Below are 15523 nucleotides of genomic sequence, written 5' to 3'. Positions count from 1 at the left end.
AGCCTTCGCCGCGCTCGCCGCCGACGAGGGCCGCCGCGATTCGTTGGATCGGTCAGCGCGCCGCTGCCTGCGGCTGAGACGATGAAAGCACGAGGGTGACGCATCCGAACGCGAGTCCGACTGAGCAGACACCCAACCAGCCGAAGCTGACCCATGCCAGTCCGGATAAGGCCGACCCGGCCGCGGCGCCGAGGAAGAACAGGCCTGTGAACAGCCCGTTCACGCGGCCTCTTGCTTCGGGGCGCAACAGGTTGATTGCGCGCCGTCCCAGCGTCTGATCGCCGATCACCCCCAGATCGAGCAGGACGGCGCTGGCGACCAGGATCGCGAGAGGAGCCCAGCTCGGGGCGAAAGGCGTGCCGACCAGGACGTCGCCGCCGATGCCGGCGAGGATCATCGCGGCGATGACCGCGAGGTGGGCGAGTCGCGTTGCGCTGCGCGTCCAGCCCCGGTCGCCCGCTCGCCCGGCGATCGGGGCGACGACCGCCCCGGCGGCTCCGGCCAGGGCGAAAAGGCCGATTCCGGTCTGACCGAGGGAGAATGGCTGATCGGAAAGGCGCAAGGCGACCGACGTCCAGAACACGCCGAATGCGCCCATGCACAGGGCCTGGTAACTGGCCCGGCGCCGAAGGACGGGCTCCTCCCGCAGGATCGTCAGCATCGATCCGATGAGCGCCGAATAATTCGTGCCGGTCGCGGGCTTGCGGACCGGTAAGACGGTGGCCAGGATCATGCTCAGGGCTGCGATGATCAAGGAGAGCCCACCGTAGAACCAGCGCCAACCGACGAACTCCGCAACCCAACTCGCGGCTGGCCGCGAAAGAAGGATGCCGAGCATGAGGCCGCTCATCACGTTGCCGACGACGCGACCGCGATGTGCTTCAGGAGAGAGTTGAGCCGCCACCGGTACGAGCATTTGAATCGCGCTGGTGGTCACACCGGCGACGTACGACGCCAGTAGGAAGAGAAATGGCGTCGGGGCAAGCGCGATCGCCGCCAGGGCAGCAACGTCAACCAGCAAAGTCACAACGATCACCGTCCGGTTCTCGACGAGATCCGTCAGTGGGACGAGCAGGAACAGGCCGCTCGCGTAGCCGAGCAGAGTAAGTGTCGATACAAGACTGGCTTCGGATGTGCTTAACGAAAATGACGATCCGATCAAGCCGATCAGGGGCTGCGACGCATACAGGCTCAGTACGACGACGCCAACGGCGCATGCGAACAGGACAGTTAGTCCGGCGGACATTGTGTTCGATCGGCTGATGGGCGGTGGCGCGCTGGTCATTCGGGCGTGGGTGTGCATGGCGGCCCTTGTGTTCACTGCGTTGACCTCACGCCGTCCTGCACCATTGGGGCAGCCGTGATAATCGGCGTTGATCGAGAATGTCTCTTCCTGTGGGCGAAACGATATGGCGAGCTTGGAGCAGTACGAGGCCCTCGTCGCGATCATCGAGCGAGGAAGCCTGAGCGCCGCTGCCAAGAGGCTGAACCGGTCCCTGCAGTCCGTCAGCCGTGCGCTGACCGCACTCGAGACCGATCTGGGAACCGAACTCATCCGGCGTACGACCCGGCGGTTGCAGCCGACCCCCGCGGGAATGATATTGTACGAGCGACTGAGAACAGCGTTGAAAGAAATAGGAGATGCGCGCCTGCAGGTGAAGAGCGAAAAAACCAAAATAAACGGTCTATTTAGGATCGGCGCATCTGTACTATTTGCGCCGAAATTTGTGGTTCCATGCGCAACGGCATTCATGAATAGGTTTCCTGAAGTAAGTATAGACTTGGTATTGAATGATGCTGTCGTTGATCTCATCGAACATCGGCTCGATGTTGCGATTCGCATAGGAGATCTCGGCGCCATCAGCCTGCGGTCGAAGAAGATCGCGGAGCTGCGCCGCGTCCTGGTCGCCGCGCCATCCTATCTTGCTCGCCATGGTGTGCCGCGTGATCCCGACGATCTTGCATCGCATCTCTGCGTGGTCCGCACCTTCGGGCCGGAGGGCGACGCGTGGCCCTTGTCGGTCGACGGTGTCGTGGTGCGAACACAGGTGAAGGGTGCCTTCCGGTGCAGCGACGCGGCCGGAGCCAACGCGGCCACGATCCTCGGAGCCGGGATCGGCCTCGCGCCGCTCTGGCAAGTCAGACAGGACCTCGACGAGGGTCGCCTCGAACTCGTGCTTCCCCAGTGTGAGCCTCCTCCCATACGCGTCAGCGCTGTGTGGCCGGGGAGCTTGGAGACGCCCGCGCGGACGCAGCTGTTTGTCGAGATGGTGTCGAACCGTCTCGCGGGCGAACGCGTGTGAGGAATTCTCCGGCCGCCGCGAACGGGGACAGCCGGCCGTGCGCCGCGGCGATGTCGATGCGGATGCGGCGGAGCGGAGAGGCCTTGAAGCGAGGACGCTCCGGCTCGTCCCCCTCCGCCTCCGGCGGCCGGCCGATGCCGCGGCGTCGCAGACGGCGGTGCGGCGGCGAGCGGGTCAGGCGCGCTGGCGCCGGCGCGCTTTGCGGAGCCTGTTCGGGCGCACGGGGAGATCGAGAGCCACCTGCGCTGGCCGTTGGACGTGATGGTCGACGAGGATCACGCTTGCCCGAGGACCGATCACGGGACCGAGAACCGACCAGCGCGGTGCCGAACCCGAGGGGGGAGCGTCGGGCGTGGAAGGTCCCGCCCGGCGCCGTCGCCGCGCCGGTCACCCCGCGCCAGCCGGCCGAGCGGCGCAGCCACGACGACGCCCGGCACCGCACCGCCAGCCTGTTCGCCGCGCTCGACGTGAAGGCCGGGACGGTGAACGGGCCGCGTCACCGCGCCGGCGCGTTCCGCCGCTGCCCGGACGAGATCGAGGCGGCGGTGCCGGCCGACCTCGACGTGCACCTGGTGCCCGACACCGCGGCGACGCACGAGCATCGTCTCCAAGGCCGGCCTCCGGCCGCGCCTTCCGGCGGCCGGGATCCTGCGCTAGAACCCGCCGCCGCGGGCGACCGGGCCCGATCGAGAGGACCTCGTCACGATGAGCCAATCCGAGACGGACGCGCTGCCCAACGTGCACGTGCGCGCCGAGGTGCTGGTGCAGGCGCTGCCCCACATGCAGCGCTACGACGAGGAGATCGTCGTCATCAAGTACGGCGGCCACGCCATGGGCGACCGGGCGGCGGCGGAGGATTTCGCCGAGGACGTGGTCCTGCTGGAGCAGTCGGGCCTCAAGCCCGTGATCGTGCACGGCGGCGGGCCGCAGATCGGCCGCATGCTCGACCGGCTCGGCATCAAGTCGGAGTTCCGCGAGGGCCTGCGCGTCACCGATGCGGCCACCGTCGAGGTGGTCGAGATGGTGCTCGCCGGCTCGATCAACAAGCAGATCGTCGGCTGGATCTCGGCCGAGGGTGGCAAGGCCATCGGCCTGTGCGGCAAGGACGGCAACATGGTGCAGGCGCGGCGCGCCACCCGCACCGTCGTCGATCCCGATTCCAACCTGGAGCGGGAGGTCGATCTCGGCCTCGTCGGCGAGCCGGAGCGGGTCAACCGCGCGGTGCTCGACGCGGTGCTGAAGGCCGAGCTGATCCCGGTGCTCGCCCCGGTGGCGGTCGGCAGCGACGGCCAGACCTACAACGTCAACGCCGACACCTTCGCGGGCGCCATCGCGGGGGCCCTGCGGGCCAAGCGCCTCCTCCTCCTCACCGACGTGCCGGGCGTGCTCGACAAGAACAAGAAGCTGATCCCGGAACTCTCGGTCGAGGATTGCCGCCGGCTCGTCGCCGACGGGACCATCACGGGCGGCATGATCCCGAAGATCGAGACCTGCATCTACGCCATCGAGCAGGGCGTCGAGGCGGTGGTCATCCTCGACGGCAAGGTCCCGCACGCGGTGCTGCTGGAGCTGTTCACCGATTACGGCGCCGGCACGCTGATCCGCCGCAGCGCACCCTGACGGCGATCGGCGCTTCCTTTCCGGAGCCAGATGCTTATCTTGGACGCCCGGGGGCCGCGGGGCCCCCTTCGCGTCGAATGGGCCGAGCTTCCGTGTTCCTTCCGAGCGAGAGCCACCTCACCGCCCCGGACGCCCGCGGCTTTTCCGGTGTCGAGACCTGGGTCTTCGACCTCGACAACACGCTCTACCCGCACGAGGCCCGCGTCTGGCCCCAGGTCGACGAGCGCATCACCCTCTACGTGATGGATCTGTTCGGGCTCGACGGGCTCTCGGCGCGCGCCCTGCAGAAGCACTTCTACCACCGCTACGGGACGACCCTGCGGGCGCTGATGCAGGAGGAGGCGGTCGATCCCTACGACTTCCTCGACTTCGCCCACGACATCGACCATTCGGGCATCGCCCTCAACCCGGCCCTCGGCCGGGCGATCGAGGCCCTGCCGGGCCGCAAGCTCATCCTCACCAACGGCTCGCGCCGGCACGCCGAGAACGTGGCGCGCAAGCTCGGCATCCTCGACCATTTCGAGGACGTGTTCGACATCGCGGCCTCCGACTTCGTGCCCAAGCCCGAGCGGCGGGCCTACGAGACCTTCCTCGACCGGCACGCGGTCGATCCGACCCGCGCGGCCCTGTTCGAGGACATCGCCAAGAACCTCGTCGTGCCCCACGACCTCGGCATGGCGACGGTGCTGGTGGTGCCGCGCACGGTCGATCCGTTCCGGGACGCGTCCGAGCAGGAGGCGGTGCGGGCCCCGCACATCGACCACATCACCAACGACCTCGCGGGCTTCCTGAGCGAGCGGGTCGCCCCGGCGCTGCCCCGGTGAGCGCCCGCCGATGAATCCCGAGACGGACCCGATCGAGGTCTGGGGCCGGCGCATCGGCCGCGGCCTCGGCCTCGTCGCCCTCGTGGCGATGGCGTGGTGGCTCGGCGTGCAACTGAGGCTGTGGGGATGAGCGACGGACCCGACTGGAGCGCCGCCCGCGCCCCCGACCTCGCGGCCTTCGAGGCCCTGGCCGAGGCGGCCTTCGCGCGGCTGCCCGAGAGCTTCCGCCGGCTCTGCGAGGGGGTGGTGATCCGCGTCGAGGATTTTCCCGACGAGGACACCCTCGACGAGATGGGCTGCGAGAGCGAGTTCGACCTGCTCGGGCTGTTCCGCGGCACCGGGCTCGCCCAGGGCGGGGGCGCGGCGAGCCTCGCGACGGGCCAGTTCCCCAACATGGTCTGGCTCTACCGCCGCCCGCTCCTGGATTACTGGGCCGAGCACGACGAGACGCTCGGCCACCTCGTCACCCACGTGCTGGTGCACGAGATCGGCCACCATGTCGGGCTGTCGGACGACGACATGGCCCGGATCGAGGCGCAGGCGGAGTAGGGCGCGGCCGGCGCCCCGCTACCCCTTGATCCCCGGCAGCGCGCTCGCCTTGGGCCGGCTGGTGCGGAACTGGCCGCGCTCGATCGCGATGAAGGCCAGCACCGCCACCGCCACGCTGGTCAGCCACCACACCACCGTGACGCTCATACCGAGGCAGGCCGAGGCGAAGGCGGTCATGGCGGTCGCCATCGCGCCCGGGGCGAGGCTCGGGTGGTCGCGGCCCGATTGCAGCACCGCCGACCACAGCACGAAGGCCGCCGCGAGGGCGCCGACCACGCCGAGCTCGTACCAGATCTCGAACAGGAACGAGGTCGGGGCGCTCGGCGGCAGCATCCCGACGATCCGCCCGCGCAGGGCCGTCTCGAAGCCGTGGCCGGTGAGGAGGCGCAGCGGCTCGCTCGTCACCACCCGGGTCCAGGTCTTCAGCGCCTGCGACAGGGGGTGGAGCGGCCCCAGCAGCGGCGCCACGATCGGCCGCAGCAGGAAGGGCACGAGGGGGCCGAGGGCCACGAGGCCGGCCGCGACGCCGGCCGCGATCCGCACGCCGAGCTGCTGGCGCCAGGCCGCGAGCGCGAAGGCCACCGCGCCCGCCGCCAGGGCCAGCAGGGGAATCGGGCTCGGCGCCAGCACCAGGGCGAGCGCCACCGCGACCGCGACGCCGAGGCCCTCGACGTCGCGGCGGCGCGAGCGCAGCCACGCCACGGCCGGCCAGACCAGCAGCGCGAGCAGCATGGCGCCGCGCTCCAGGGTCGAATCGTCCTCCAGGCCGAAGCGCAGGGCCGCGCCGCTGAACAGCCCCAGCGCCACCGCGGCCAGGGCCGCCGCGCCGACGCCGACCGGCAGCAGGTAGGCGTTGGCGGCGCGCATCCGGTCCGGCAGGGCGAGGTAGCCCGCGAGCGTCAGCCCCACGGTGATCGCCACGTTGAGGAGCCGCTCGGAGGCGGTGCCGGGGAAGGGCGACCACACGATCGACAGGGCCGTCCAGCCCGCCAGCAGTGCCCCCGCCGCCATGGCCCGGGTGCGCAGCACGCGCCGCAGCCCCGCCCCGACCGGCCGCCCCGCCCCGTCGAGGGCGGTGGCGAGGCACAGGATGACGACGGCGATCGGCACCAGGATGACGATGGCGCGGCGCGACACCAGCGCGGCGAGCGGCACCGCCACCACGAGGCCGATGAAGCCGATGCGGCGCAGCAGCGCCGCCGCGTCGACGGCGGGATCGGGCGAGGAGGGAGCCGCGCGGGGCATGGGCGGGGGCCTTCGGGCGCGCGGGGCGCGCGTTCCGTTCCTGGTTAGTGAGCCGGACGCCACAGCGCTGTAGATGCGATGCAACACTCCGGGCCGGGCGGCCCGCCGCGACGGCCGGGCGGGCGTCCCGGCGCGGGGATGCCGGACCCGTCTCATCCGACATCCGGTCGATGGCTTCGCCCTCTCCGATTTCGGCCATGCGGATGTCGGCTGCGCTCAGGCGCCGCGCTCAGGCGCCGCGCTCAGGCGCCGCGCAGGCTCGCGATCCGGGATCCGCTTCGATCAAGCGGATCCCGTCTCAGCCCAGGGCCGCCGCCACGTCCGCCTCGGTCACGGCCTCGACGGGCTTGGCGCATGTCACGGCCCGCGCCCGGGCGCCCGGCGCCATGATCAGGATCACCGTCTCGGTTCCCGGGCAGGCGGGGTCCGGGCAGACGATCTCGCTCACCGTGAGCGCGACCTCGGGCCCGAAGCCGCCGAGCCGGCGCGCCCAGGCGGCGACCTGCTCGCGCCGGCCGGCATCCGGCCGCGGGCGGCGGAAGGCGGAGAGGAGGCCCATCGCTTCAGCGCGGCAGGGAGAGGATCCCGGCCGCCCCGTCCGCGGCCCCGAAGGCGAGGTGCTCGCCCGTCCGGTCCCAGGCGAGCGCCGTCACGGCGCTGCCCTTCACGGCCGGGCGCACCAGCAGCTCCGACCCGTCCGTGAAGCGCACCAGGAGCAGGCAGCCGTCCTCGTACGCGCAGGCGAGCACCGGCGCCTTCGGGTGGAAGGCCACCTGCGAGACCCGGGCGGGGCGCACCCCGCACTCGCGCGGCTGCTTGCCGGTCGGCCCCTCCTTGCTGTCGAAGGGCCACACGATGGCGGCCTCGGCGCCGCTCGTCGCCAGCCAGTGCCCGTCCGCCGACCAGGAGACCGAGCGCACCTTGGCCGGGTAGCCGCTCATGCGCATGTGCCCGCGGTCGGGCTGGAGGCGCCAGCCGTGCAGGGCGTTCTCCTGCATGCTCGTCACCAGGAAGCGGCCGTCGGGCGACCACGTCACGTCGAGATGCGAGCCCTTCCAGGCCAGCACCTCCGGCGCGGCGTCGAGGTTCGGGTACCAGAGCGTGGCGCCGTTGTAATGCGCGAGGGCGAGCCGGTAGCCCTTCGGCGCGAAGGCGAGGCCGCGCACGGTCGTGGGTCCCTCGGTCGTCCGCTCGCGGCCCTTGGCGTCGCGGGCGACGACCCGCCTGCCCGCCGCGAAGGCCAGGGCCCCGTCCGGGTGCAGGGCGAGCGCGTCGATCCAGGCGCCGTTCCTCGCGCTGGCGAGGGTCTCGGTGGTCCCGTCCGGCCCGGTCGCGGCGACGCGCCCGTCGTCGCCGCCGGTGACGAGGCGCCGCCCGTCGCCCGCCGCCACCAGGATGCCGGCCTCCGGATGGGCCGCGACCCGGGCCGCGTCCCCGTCCGGGGCGGCGAGCATCACGGTCCCGTCCCCGAGCGCGAAGGCGGCCCGGGGGCCGAGCCAGTGCACGGCGGTCACGTGCGCGCCCGCCGCGATCCCGGTGACGGCCTGGGTCAGGGACGGGGCGGCGGTGGCGCTCATGCGGATGACACCCTGCGGGAGGCGGAGGAGGAGACCGCGTCTCACATGGGTCCGCCGCTGGCAAGGGCGAGGGCGGGACCCGGCGATTCACCGCCGGGCTGGCAGGGTTAATGCTTCGCTCACCAAACCCGCGCAATTCGCCGGATCGGCCCCGAACGACCGCCGAGCGCGGCCGTTCTCGATAAGGCGACGGTCGAGGCGTTCGTCGCCGCCTGGGTTCGGAGTTGCGTCATGATCCAGCCTGCCTTCGCCGCCCTCCCGCCCTCGGGCCTGCTGCTGCCGGACACGGTCCTGGTGGTGGAGGACGAGGCGCTGATCTGCGAGATGACCGCGGCCGCCTTCGCGGACGAGGGATACCGCGTGCTCACCGCGGCCGACGCCGAGGAGGCCGGCCGCATCCTGCAGCGCGAGCACGTGGACATGCTGTTCACGGACATCGACCTCGCGCGCAACACCGACGGGGTGACGCTCGCCCGCGCGGCGCGGCATCGCTGCCCGGATCTCCCGGTTGTCTACACGTCGGGAGGGCGGCATCGCCTGGCCGAGGGCGAGGCCGTCGCCGATTCGGTCTTCGTCCCCAAGCCCTACTACCCGAGCGACGTGGTGGCGCTGGCCAACCGGATCCTCGGGCATTCCTGACGCGGCGTTCGGAGCCCCCCACATGATGATGCGCGCGATCCTCCTGTCCGTCGCCCTCCTCGCGGCCGGCCCGTCCCGGGCGGCCGAGGCGCCGGCCGGCTGCCCGGCCCTGACGCTGCGGCTGGAGGAGGAGATCGCCAAGACCCCGGCCCTGCGCGAGGCCGCCAACCTGCAGACCGTGCGGGACCTGCGCACCCTGCGCGACGCCGCGATCGTCCTCGACGCCTACGGGTACGGGCCCGATTGCGCGCGGCTGAGCGCGATCCTGGGGGAATTGCTGGCCGATCCGCGCAGGACGATCGGCCGGGGCGGCGACACCGACGAGGAGAAGGCCGAGGCGGTCGAGGAGGCGCGCACGCCGAAGGGGGCGCGGCGCTGAGCGTCGTGCGCCGGGGGGCACCGGTTCGGCGGCGGCACGCCGTCCTGCCCGGGCCGTGCGGGGACGGCCGCGGCGGCGCTTGGCATCCGGAGCCGGGCCCGCCCCGCCCCGAACGGCGCCCCGCATCGACCGCCGGTCGAAGCTGAACCGTAACCCCCTCCTCGCCGTTGTCTCGGGATCCGCGCCTCCGCACCCCGAAGGTCTCCCCGCATGGCGACGAGCCCCGCCCCGAGCGTCTCCGACATCCCGCACGCCGCCGTCACGCTCCCGGCGGTGACGGTCGACAGCTACAACATCGAACTGCGCCAGCCGGACGAGGAGGGCTTCCTCGGCGACCGGGTCACCAAGGGGGCCTTCCGGGACCTGATCGAGGATTGGCGCGAGCGCCTGCGCAAGCTCGGGGAGGATCCCCTCGGCGACACGCCGAGCCGGGACCTGCCGAAGAAGCGGCTCGACCGCCTCCTGCGCGAGGGCCCGCCCGAGGCCGCCGGGGTGATCCAGGGCGCCGTCGAGGATTTCTCCCAGGAGCTCGCCACCGTGGTGCGCCGCTTCCTGCGCCAGAAAGGCTGGCGCGACACCGAGCGGATCGTGGTCGGCGGGGGCCTGAGCGATTCCTACGTCGGGCGCCTCGTGATCGGGCGGGCGGGCGTGCTCCTGCGCGCCGCCGGGCTCGACCTCTCGCTGGTGCCGATCCGCCACCATCACGACGAGGGCGGACTGATCGGTGCCGCCCACCTCGCCCCCGCCTGGATCTTCTCCGGCCACGACAGCCTGCTCGCCATCGACATCGGCGGCACCAACATCCGGGCCGGCATCGTGGCGACGAACCTGCGCAAGGCGCCCGACCTCTCCCGCGCGGCGATCTGGCGGGCCGAGCTGTGGCGCCACCGCGACGAGGACCCACCCCCCACCCGCGACGCCGCCGTGGCCCGCATCGCCGCCATGCTGGAGGACCTCGTGGCCCGGGCCGCGCGGGCCGACCTCAGGCTCGCGCCCTTCGTCGGGGTCGGCTGCCCGGGCGTGATCGAGCCGGACGGCCGCATCAGCCGCGGCGGCCAGAACCTCCCCGGCAATTGGGAGAGCAGCCGCTTCAATCTGCCGCGCGCCCTGCGCGATGCCTTGCCCTCGGTCGGTGGCCATCCGACCATGGTGGTCGTGCACAACGACGCCGTCGTGCAGGGCCTGAGCGAGGTGCCCTTCCAGCGCGACCTCGCCCGCTGGGGCGTGCTCACCATCGGGACCGGCCTCGGCAATGCCCGCTTCAGCAACCGGGAGGGCCCGGCGGCGCGCGGCTGAGTCGGCCTTTGGTCCGAATAACAGTCTGGAATTCCTCTGAGTTTCCCGGCAAGGCTTGATCCCGCGGCGTCATCCGGGATAGTGCATCCCGGCCGGCCCGCCGCGGCACGAGGCGGCTGACCGGAACGGGAGCGGACCATCACATCGGCCGGCGGGCGACCGGCGGGCGGACCTGCGGCCCTCCGGGGCGCGACGCGGGGCGCGTCCGATCGCGCCTCCGCCAACCGTGCCGCAGGGGGAGTTTGTCGTGTTGACGCAGGGTCTGCCGTGGTTCCGCGCCCGCCTCGGGCATCTCGCGCTCGATCTGCTGTTCTGCCTCGTCCTGTCGGGGGTGATGCTCGCCTCCGCCCTGGCGCAGGCGCCCGAGACGCCGATGCGGATCGAGCTCAACAAGCTCGACACGGTCGGGGAGGCCTGCCGGGCGACGCTCCTCGTCGACAACGGCAAGGGCGCGCCGATCAGGTCGCTCAAGCTCGACCTCTACGCCTTCGACACGGACGGCGTGGCGCAGAAGCGGGTGCTGGTGGAGCTCGGGCCGGTCGCCGCCCGCAAGACCGTGCTGCGCCAGTTCGACATCGCCGCCGCGCCCTGCGCCCAGGTCGGGCGCCTACTGCTCAACGACGTGGTGGCCTGCGAGGGCGGCGACCTGACCCGCGAGACCTGCCTGGAGCGCATCGAGCCCGCCTCCGCCAAGGGGGCCGCCCCCTTCCTGCGCTGAGCCCGCCCCGCCCGCCCCGCACACCAGGGAGATCCGCGATGGATCCGACCGCCGCCGCACCGGCCGCCCACGATTTCAGCTTCCTCGGCCTGTTCCTGCAGGCCGACCCGATCGTGAAGGGGGTGATGATCCTCCTCGTGCTGGCCTCGGTGGCGTGCTGGACGGTGATCGTCGAGAAGGCGATCCGACTGGCCGCGGCGCGCCGCCAGGCGCGGGCCTTCGCCCGCATGGTGGCGACCGGCGGGCCGCTCGAGGCGGGCCGCGGCATCGCCGCCCGGGTCGTCGCGGCGGCCCAGGAGGCGTGGCGCGACCAGGATCCCTCCGAGACGCGGGCCGAGCGGCGCGAGCGCATCGAGCGCGCCATGCGGGCGGCGCTGGCCCTCGACCTCAAGCGCCTGCAGGTCGGCCTGCCGCTCCTCGCCACCTCCGGCTCGGCCGCGCCCTTCGTCGGGCTGTTCGGCACCGTCTGGGGCATCATGAATTCCTTCGCGTCGATCGCGAAGAGCCAGGACACCAGCCTCGCCGTGGTGGCGCCGGGCATCGCGGAGGCGCTCTTCGCCACCGCGATCGGCCTCGTGGTCGCGATCCCCGCCGTCGTCGCCTACAACAAGCTCTCGGGCGACCTCGCCAAGCTGCAATCCACCTTCGCGGCGGCGATCGGCACCCTGGGCAACCGGCTCGCCCGCGACCGCGGCCCCCACGCCGCCCGCAGCGCCGCAGAGTAGGGAGGCCGCCCCATGGGCATGGGCCCGCTCCAGTCCGGCGCCGCCGACGAGGACGGCTTCGAGGCCGCCCCGCTCTCCGAGATCAACGTCACGCCGATGGTCGACGTGATGCTGGTGCTGCTGATCATCTTCATGGTGGCCGCCCCCCTGATGACGGTCGGCGTGCCGGTGCAGCTGCCCAAGACCGCCGCCGCCAGGACCTCCGAGCCCAAGAAGCCGGTGGTGGTCTCGGTCGACAAGGACGGCAACGCCTTCCTGGCCAAGGAGCCGCTGCCGCCCGAGGGGGCGCTCGCCCGGCTGAGGGCCGCCGCCGCCGAGGATCCCGGCCAGACCGTGCTGGTGCGCGGCGACAAGGACGTGCCCTACGGCAAGGTCATGGAGGTGATGGGCCTCGTCGGCCAGGCGGGCTTCGCCAAGGTCTCGCTGATCGCCAACGCCCCCAACGGGGCTCCCCTGGCGGCCGCTCCGGCGCCCGCCGCCCGGTAGCCGCATGAGCAGCCACGCGACCACGCGGGGACCCGACGAGCCGGGTCCCGGCCTCGCCCTCGCCTTCCTGGTGGCGCTCGCCCTGCACGCGGGGGCGCTCGGCGCGATGATGGCGTGGCGCGGCGGGGCGCCGCCCGGCGAGAGCGAGATCACCATCGACCTCGCCCCGAGTCCCGCGCCCGTCGAGGTGCCGACCGAGGCCAACGACGTCGTGACGACGCCGCCCCCGGCCGACCTGCCGGCGGAGCAGAAGCCCGTCGAGCCGCCCGCCGAACCCCCGACGGCCGAGGCGCCGCCCGAGATCCAGGCGGTGACCCCGCCGGAGACCGCGCTCGCGGCACCCCAGCCGATGACCGAGGCCGCGCCCGCCGAGGCCGTGACCGAGGCGCCGCCGCCCGAGGCGGTGACCGAGGCGCGGCCCCCGGAGGCGGTCCAGGCGGTGCAGCCGCCCGAGGAGCAGGTCATCACCTCGACGAACGAGCAGGCGCCGCTCGCCCCGGCCACGCCCGCCGTGGTGGCGCGCCCGGTCGAGCCGCCGATGCCGCCCAAGCCGGTGCCGCCCAAGCCGGTACCGCCCAAGCCGGTGCCCCCGAAACCCGTGGCCAGACCGGTGGAGACGCCGAAGCCCGTCGAGCAGGCGCGCAAGCCGCCGCCGAAGCCGATCCGGGAGGTGACCCGCGAGGCGCCCCGGCCCCGGGCCGCCGAGCGCGCCACCGAGCCGGAGCGCCGTCAGCGGGCGGCCGCGACCAGCGCGCGGGTGCCGATGGGCGGGCAGGCGGCCGCGGCGGCCTCGGATCCGGGCGCGCTCCGCGCCTGGGGGGCGCAGATCCGCGGGGCGATCCAGGCCCGGGCGCGGGCCGGGGCCGGCACCGGCACGGTGACGATCCGCTTCACGGTCTCGCGCGCGGGCCGGATCGTCGGCGCGTCGCTGATGAGCAGCAGCGGCAACAGCAGCCTCGACGCCGCCGCCCTGGCGGCGGCGGCCCCGGGCAGCGCGGTCCCGGCCGCGCCGGCCGGCGTGAGCGTGGCCCAGCAGAGCTTCTCGGTGCCGCTGGCCTTCCGGTAGGGCGAGGATCTTTCGGGTTCCGGCGCGTCCGACCGAAGCATCGATGGTCCGGGCGGCGGGCCCGCCTCAGGCCTCGCCCTCGGTCTCGAACAGCACGGCGTCGAGGGCCTCGCGGCCGGTCTTGCCGGCCCAGACCACGAACTGGAAGGCCTGGAAGTAGCGCTCGCAAGCGTCGATGGCCGTCTTGAGCATCATCTCGCACTGGCGGTGCGTCGGCTCGGCGCCGCCGGTGAGGAGCAGGGCGTGGCGGTACATCACCACGTCCTCGCCGCTCCAGAGGTCGAAATGCCCGACCCAGAGCTGCTCGTTGACCATCGAGACCAGCTGCAGCACCTCCGACCGGCGCCGGGGCGGGACCTTGAGGTCGAAGGCGCAGGCGACGTGCAGCGCCTCCACGTCCTCGATCCACGTATAGGCCACGTGGTACTCCGCCCACTTGCCCGCCACCGCCACCGACATCTCGTCGGTCTCGGCCCGGTCGAAGATCCAGTCGCGCAGCGAGGCGAGGCGTTCGACGACATCGAGCGGGTGCTCGGCGCGCTCAAGGTCGACGATGTGCAATTGGGTCATGGCGATCCGGTTCTTGGCTCGTCCGAGCGGGAGGGGCGTCACGGGACGCGGACAGCGACGTCGAGGTGAAAGCAGATCGCATCCCCGGCACGTATTGGCCCGCAGGCGATGAGCTTAACGGCCGACTTGTCTCCCCTTGGCGACGGCGAATCAGGCGTGAGGCCACTATAGCCCGGCGGACTCGGCAGACTCAAAGCGAAAACTCCGGGGGAGGCGGGGCGTCACGACGCCATCCACCGAAGCTTTCTGTGAATAAGCCGGGCTCACGCGGTGGGCGCGGCGCCGGGGGGCTTGGTGGAGGGATCGGCGGAGGAGCCGGCGGAGGGCGCCTCGGCGGCGCCGATCCCGGCCCTCGCCTCCAGCACCGCCACGCGGGCGGCGAGCGCGTCGTTCTGCCCGCGCAGGGCCGTCAAGAGGTCGCGCAGCACCTCGACCTCCTCGCGGGAGGCCACGTCCATGTCGCGCAGGAAGCGCTCAACTTGAGCGCGCACCACCGATTCGGCCTCGCGGCGGACGCCCTGGGCCGCCCCGGCGGCGTCGGTCATCAGGCGGGCGAAATCGTCGAGCAAGCGGTTCTGGGACTGCACGGTGATCTCCTGGGCTCGCGGGCCGTCCCCGGCAGATGGGACAAACCGGCCCGCCCCGCAATCCGCCCGGGCCGAATCGCCCGCTTGGCGGGCCGAATCGCCCGCTCGGCGGGCCGATCCTTTCGCTCTGTGTCCGGTGCCGGCCGCAGAAACATTCCGACGCAATTCCGCTGCTTCAAGCCGGGATCCGCCTCGGGCATAAGGTGGGCGTGACCAGCACGCCGCATATTCTCCTCGTCGAGGACGACCGCGAGATCAGCCAGCTCGTCGCCCGCTACCTGCGCGGCAACGACCTGCGCGTCTCCCTCGCGGGCGACGCCCGCGAGATGGACAGGCTGCTGGCCGATTCGCGGGTCGACCTCATCGTCCTCGACCTGATGCTGCCGGGGGAGGACGGGCTCTCGGTCTGCCGGCGCCTGCGGGCGCACTCGTCCGTGCCGATCCTGATGCTCACCGCCAAGAGCGAGGAGATCGACCGCATCGTCGGGCTCGAACTCGGGGCGGACGATTACCTCGCTAAGCCCTTCAACCCGCGCGAACTCCTCGCCCGCATCCGGGCGGTGCTGCGCCGGGGCGGCGCCAACGGCGGCGCGGTCCGGGACGAGGAGGTGCGCCGGCTCTCCTTCGCGGGCTTCGTGCTCGACGCCGGCCTGCGCCAACTCCTCAACCCGGACGGCGCCCAGGTGGCGCTCACCGCGGCGGAGTTCGACCTCCTGCACGCCATGTGCCTGCGCCCGGGCCGGGTGCTCTCCCGCGACCAGCTCCTCGACCTGACCCAGGGCCGCGCGCCGGGCCCCTTCGAGCGCAGCATCGACGTGCTGGTGAGCCGCATCCGTCAGAAGATCGAGCGCGACCCGCGCAACCCGGAGATGATCAAGACCATCCGCTCGGGCGGCTACGTCTTCACGCCCGACGTGGTGCGGGCGTGAGGGGGCGGCC

At 72.5% G+C, this 15523-nt stretch carries 18 protein-coding genes and 1 pseudogene; 12 read left to right on the top strand and 7 right to left on the bottom strand.

The genetic code is table 11. From position 1 onward, the window contains the following. Positions 1-52: 52 nt before the first annotated feature. Positions 53-1303, bottom strand: a complete 1251-nt coding sequence (locus QA634_RS04355; RefSeq protein ID WP_012330839.1) for an MFS transporter — start codon at positions 1301-1303, stop codon at positions 53-55. A gap of 115 nt (positions 1304-1418) precedes the next feature. Here QA634_RS04355 and QA634_RS04350 point away from each other — a divergent pair, with 115 nt between their 5' ends. Continuing rightward, positions 1419-2303, top strand: a complete 885-nt coding sequence (locus QA634_RS04350) for a LysR family transcriptional regulator (RefSeq protein ID WP_168169131.1) — start codon at positions 1419-1421, stop codon at positions 2301-2303. 296 nt (positions 2304-2599) lie between these two features. Here the strand turns inward: QA634_RS04350 and QA634_RS04345 are convergent, their stop codons facing one another. Then, positions 2600-2914 carry a hypothetical protein gene (locus QA634_RS04345; protein ID WP_150108569.1) on the bottom strand — a complete coding sequence of 105 codons (315 nt, stop codon included), beginning with the start codon at positions 2912-2914 and terminating at the stop codon, positions 2600-2602. 94 nt (positions 2915-3008) lie between these two features. Between QA634_RS04345 and argB the strand changes: the two genes are divergently transcribed. From argB to QA634_RS04330, 3 genes are all read left to right on the top strand, one after another. Then, complete coding sequence (gene argB / locus QA634_RS04340) at positions 3009-3923, top strand: acetylglutamate kinase (RefSeq protein ID WP_012330837.1); 915 nt, start codon at positions 3009-3011, stop codon at positions 3921-3923. A gap of 92 nt (positions 3924-4015) precedes the next feature. After that, positions 4016-4747, top strand: a complete 732-nt coding sequence (locus QA634_RS04335) for a pyrimidine 5'-nucleotidase (RefSeq protein WP_012330836.1) — start codon at positions 4016-4018, stop codon at positions 4745-4747. 126 nt (positions 4748-4873) lie between these two features. Then, complete coding sequence (locus tag QA634_RS04330; protein WP_012330834.1) at positions 4874-5296, top strand: metallopeptidase family protein; 423 nt, start codon at positions 4874-4876, stop codon at positions 5294-5296. A gap of 18 nt (positions 5297-5314) precedes the next feature. On the opposite strand, the gene QA634_RS04325 is transcribed toward QA634_RS04330, so the two are convergent. From QA634_RS04325 to QA634_RS04315, 3 genes are all read right to left on the bottom strand, one after another. Beyond that, a complete protein-coding gene (locus QA634_RS04325; RefSeq protein ID WP_012330833.1) occupies positions 5315-6541 on the bottom strand; it encodes a hypothetical protein in 1227 nt (408 codons plus the stop codon). Positions 6542-6839: 298 nt separating this feature from the next. Continuing rightward, positions 6840-7100 (bottom strand): hypothetical protein, encoded by a 261-nt coding sequence (locus QA634_RS04320; protein WP_012330832.1) that lies wholly within the window; start codon positions 7098-7100, stop codon positions 6840-6842. A 4-nt stretch (positions 7101-7104) separates the two neighbouring features. Further along, positions 7105-8118: a WD40 repeat domain-containing protein gene (locus QA634_RS04315; protein ID WP_012330831.1), complete on the bottom strand. Its 1014-nt coding sequence runs from the start codon at positions 8116-8118 to the stop codon at positions 7105-7107. 231 nt (positions 8119-8349) lie between these two features. Between QA634_RS04315 and QA634_RS04310 the strand changes: the two genes are divergently transcribed. The 7 genes and pseudogenes from QA634_RS04310 (at position 8350) to QA634_RS04280 (ending at position 13427) form a co-directional block, all read left to right on the top strand. After that, a complete protein-coding gene (locus QA634_RS04310) occupies positions 8350-8757 on the top strand; it encodes a response regulator (protein WP_012330830.1) in 408 nt (135 codons plus the stop codon). A gap of 22 nt (positions 8758-8779) precedes the next feature. Beyond that, on the top strand, positions 8780-9136 hold the full coding sequence (locus tag QA634_RS04305; protein WP_012330829.1) for a hypothetical protein: 357 nt from the start codon (positions 8780-8782) through the stop codon (positions 9134-9136). A gap of 210 nt (positions 9137-9346) precedes the next feature. Then, the gene (locus tag QA634_RS04300) at positions 9347-10432 is read left to right on the top strand and encodes a glucokinase (RefSeq protein ID WP_012330828.1); all 1086 of its coding nucleotides are present in this window, start codon (positions 9347-9349) and stop codon (positions 10430-10432) included. Positions 10433-10679: 247 nt separating this feature from the next. Continuing rightward, positions 10680-11150 carry a hypothetical protein gene (locus QA634_RS04295; protein ID WP_043700806.1) on the top strand — a complete coding sequence of 157 codons (471 nt, stop codon included), beginning with the start codon at positions 10680-10682 and terminating at the stop codon, positions 11148-11150. 362 nt (positions 11151-11512) lie between these two features. After that, positions 11513-11776 (top strand): annotated as a pseudogene (locus tag QA634_RS35740) (MotA/TolQ/ExbB proton channel family protein); the annotation flags it as partial. A 111-nt stretch (positions 11777-11887) separates the two neighbouring features. Continuing rightward, positions 11888-12361 carry a protein TolR gene (tolR, locus tag QA634_RS04285; protein WP_012330825.1) on the top strand — a complete coding sequence of 158 codons (474 nt, stop codon included), beginning with the start codon at positions 11888-11890 and terminating at the stop codon, positions 12359-12361. 4 nt (positions 12362-12365) lie between these two features. After that, complete coding sequence (locus QA634_RS04280) at positions 12366-13427, top strand: TonB family protein (RefSeq protein ID WP_012330824.1); 1062 nt, start codon at positions 12366-12368, stop codon at positions 13425-13427. A 66-nt stretch (positions 13428-13493) separates the two neighbouring features. Here the strand turns inward: QA634_RS04280 and QA634_RS04275 are convergent, their stop codons facing one another. Together QA634_RS04275 and QA634_RS04270 are read right to left on the bottom strand one after the other, a co-directional pair. After that, the gene (locus tag QA634_RS04275; RefSeq protein ID WP_012330823.1) at positions 13494-13997 is read right to left on the bottom strand and encodes a YbjN domain-containing protein; all 504 of its coding nucleotides are present in this window, start codon (positions 13995-13997) and stop codon (positions 13494-13496) included. 263 nt (positions 13998-14260) lie between these two features. Beyond that, positions 14261-14584, bottom strand: coding sequence for an accessory factor UbiK family protein (locus QA634_RS04270; RefSeq protein ID WP_012330822.1), 324 nt, complete (start codon positions 14582-14584; stop codon positions 14261-14263). A 203-nt stretch (positions 14585-14787) separates the two neighbouring features. Here QA634_RS04270 and QA634_RS04265 point away from each other — a divergent pair, with 203 nt between their 5' ends. Next, positions 14788-15513, top strand: a complete 726-nt coding sequence (locus QA634_RS04265) for a response regulator (protein ID WP_012330821.1) — start codon at positions 14788-14790, stop codon at positions 15511-15513. Positions 15514-15523: the final 10 nt, after the last annotated feature.

The organism is Methylobacterium sp. CB376, from assembly GCF_029714205.1.
In the GTDB taxonomy this organism is placed as follows: Bacteria; Pseudomonadota; Alphaproteobacteria; order Rhizobiales; family Beijerinckiaceae; genus Methylobacterium.
This window is presented reverse-complemented; position numbering and strand designations above follow the sequence as displayed.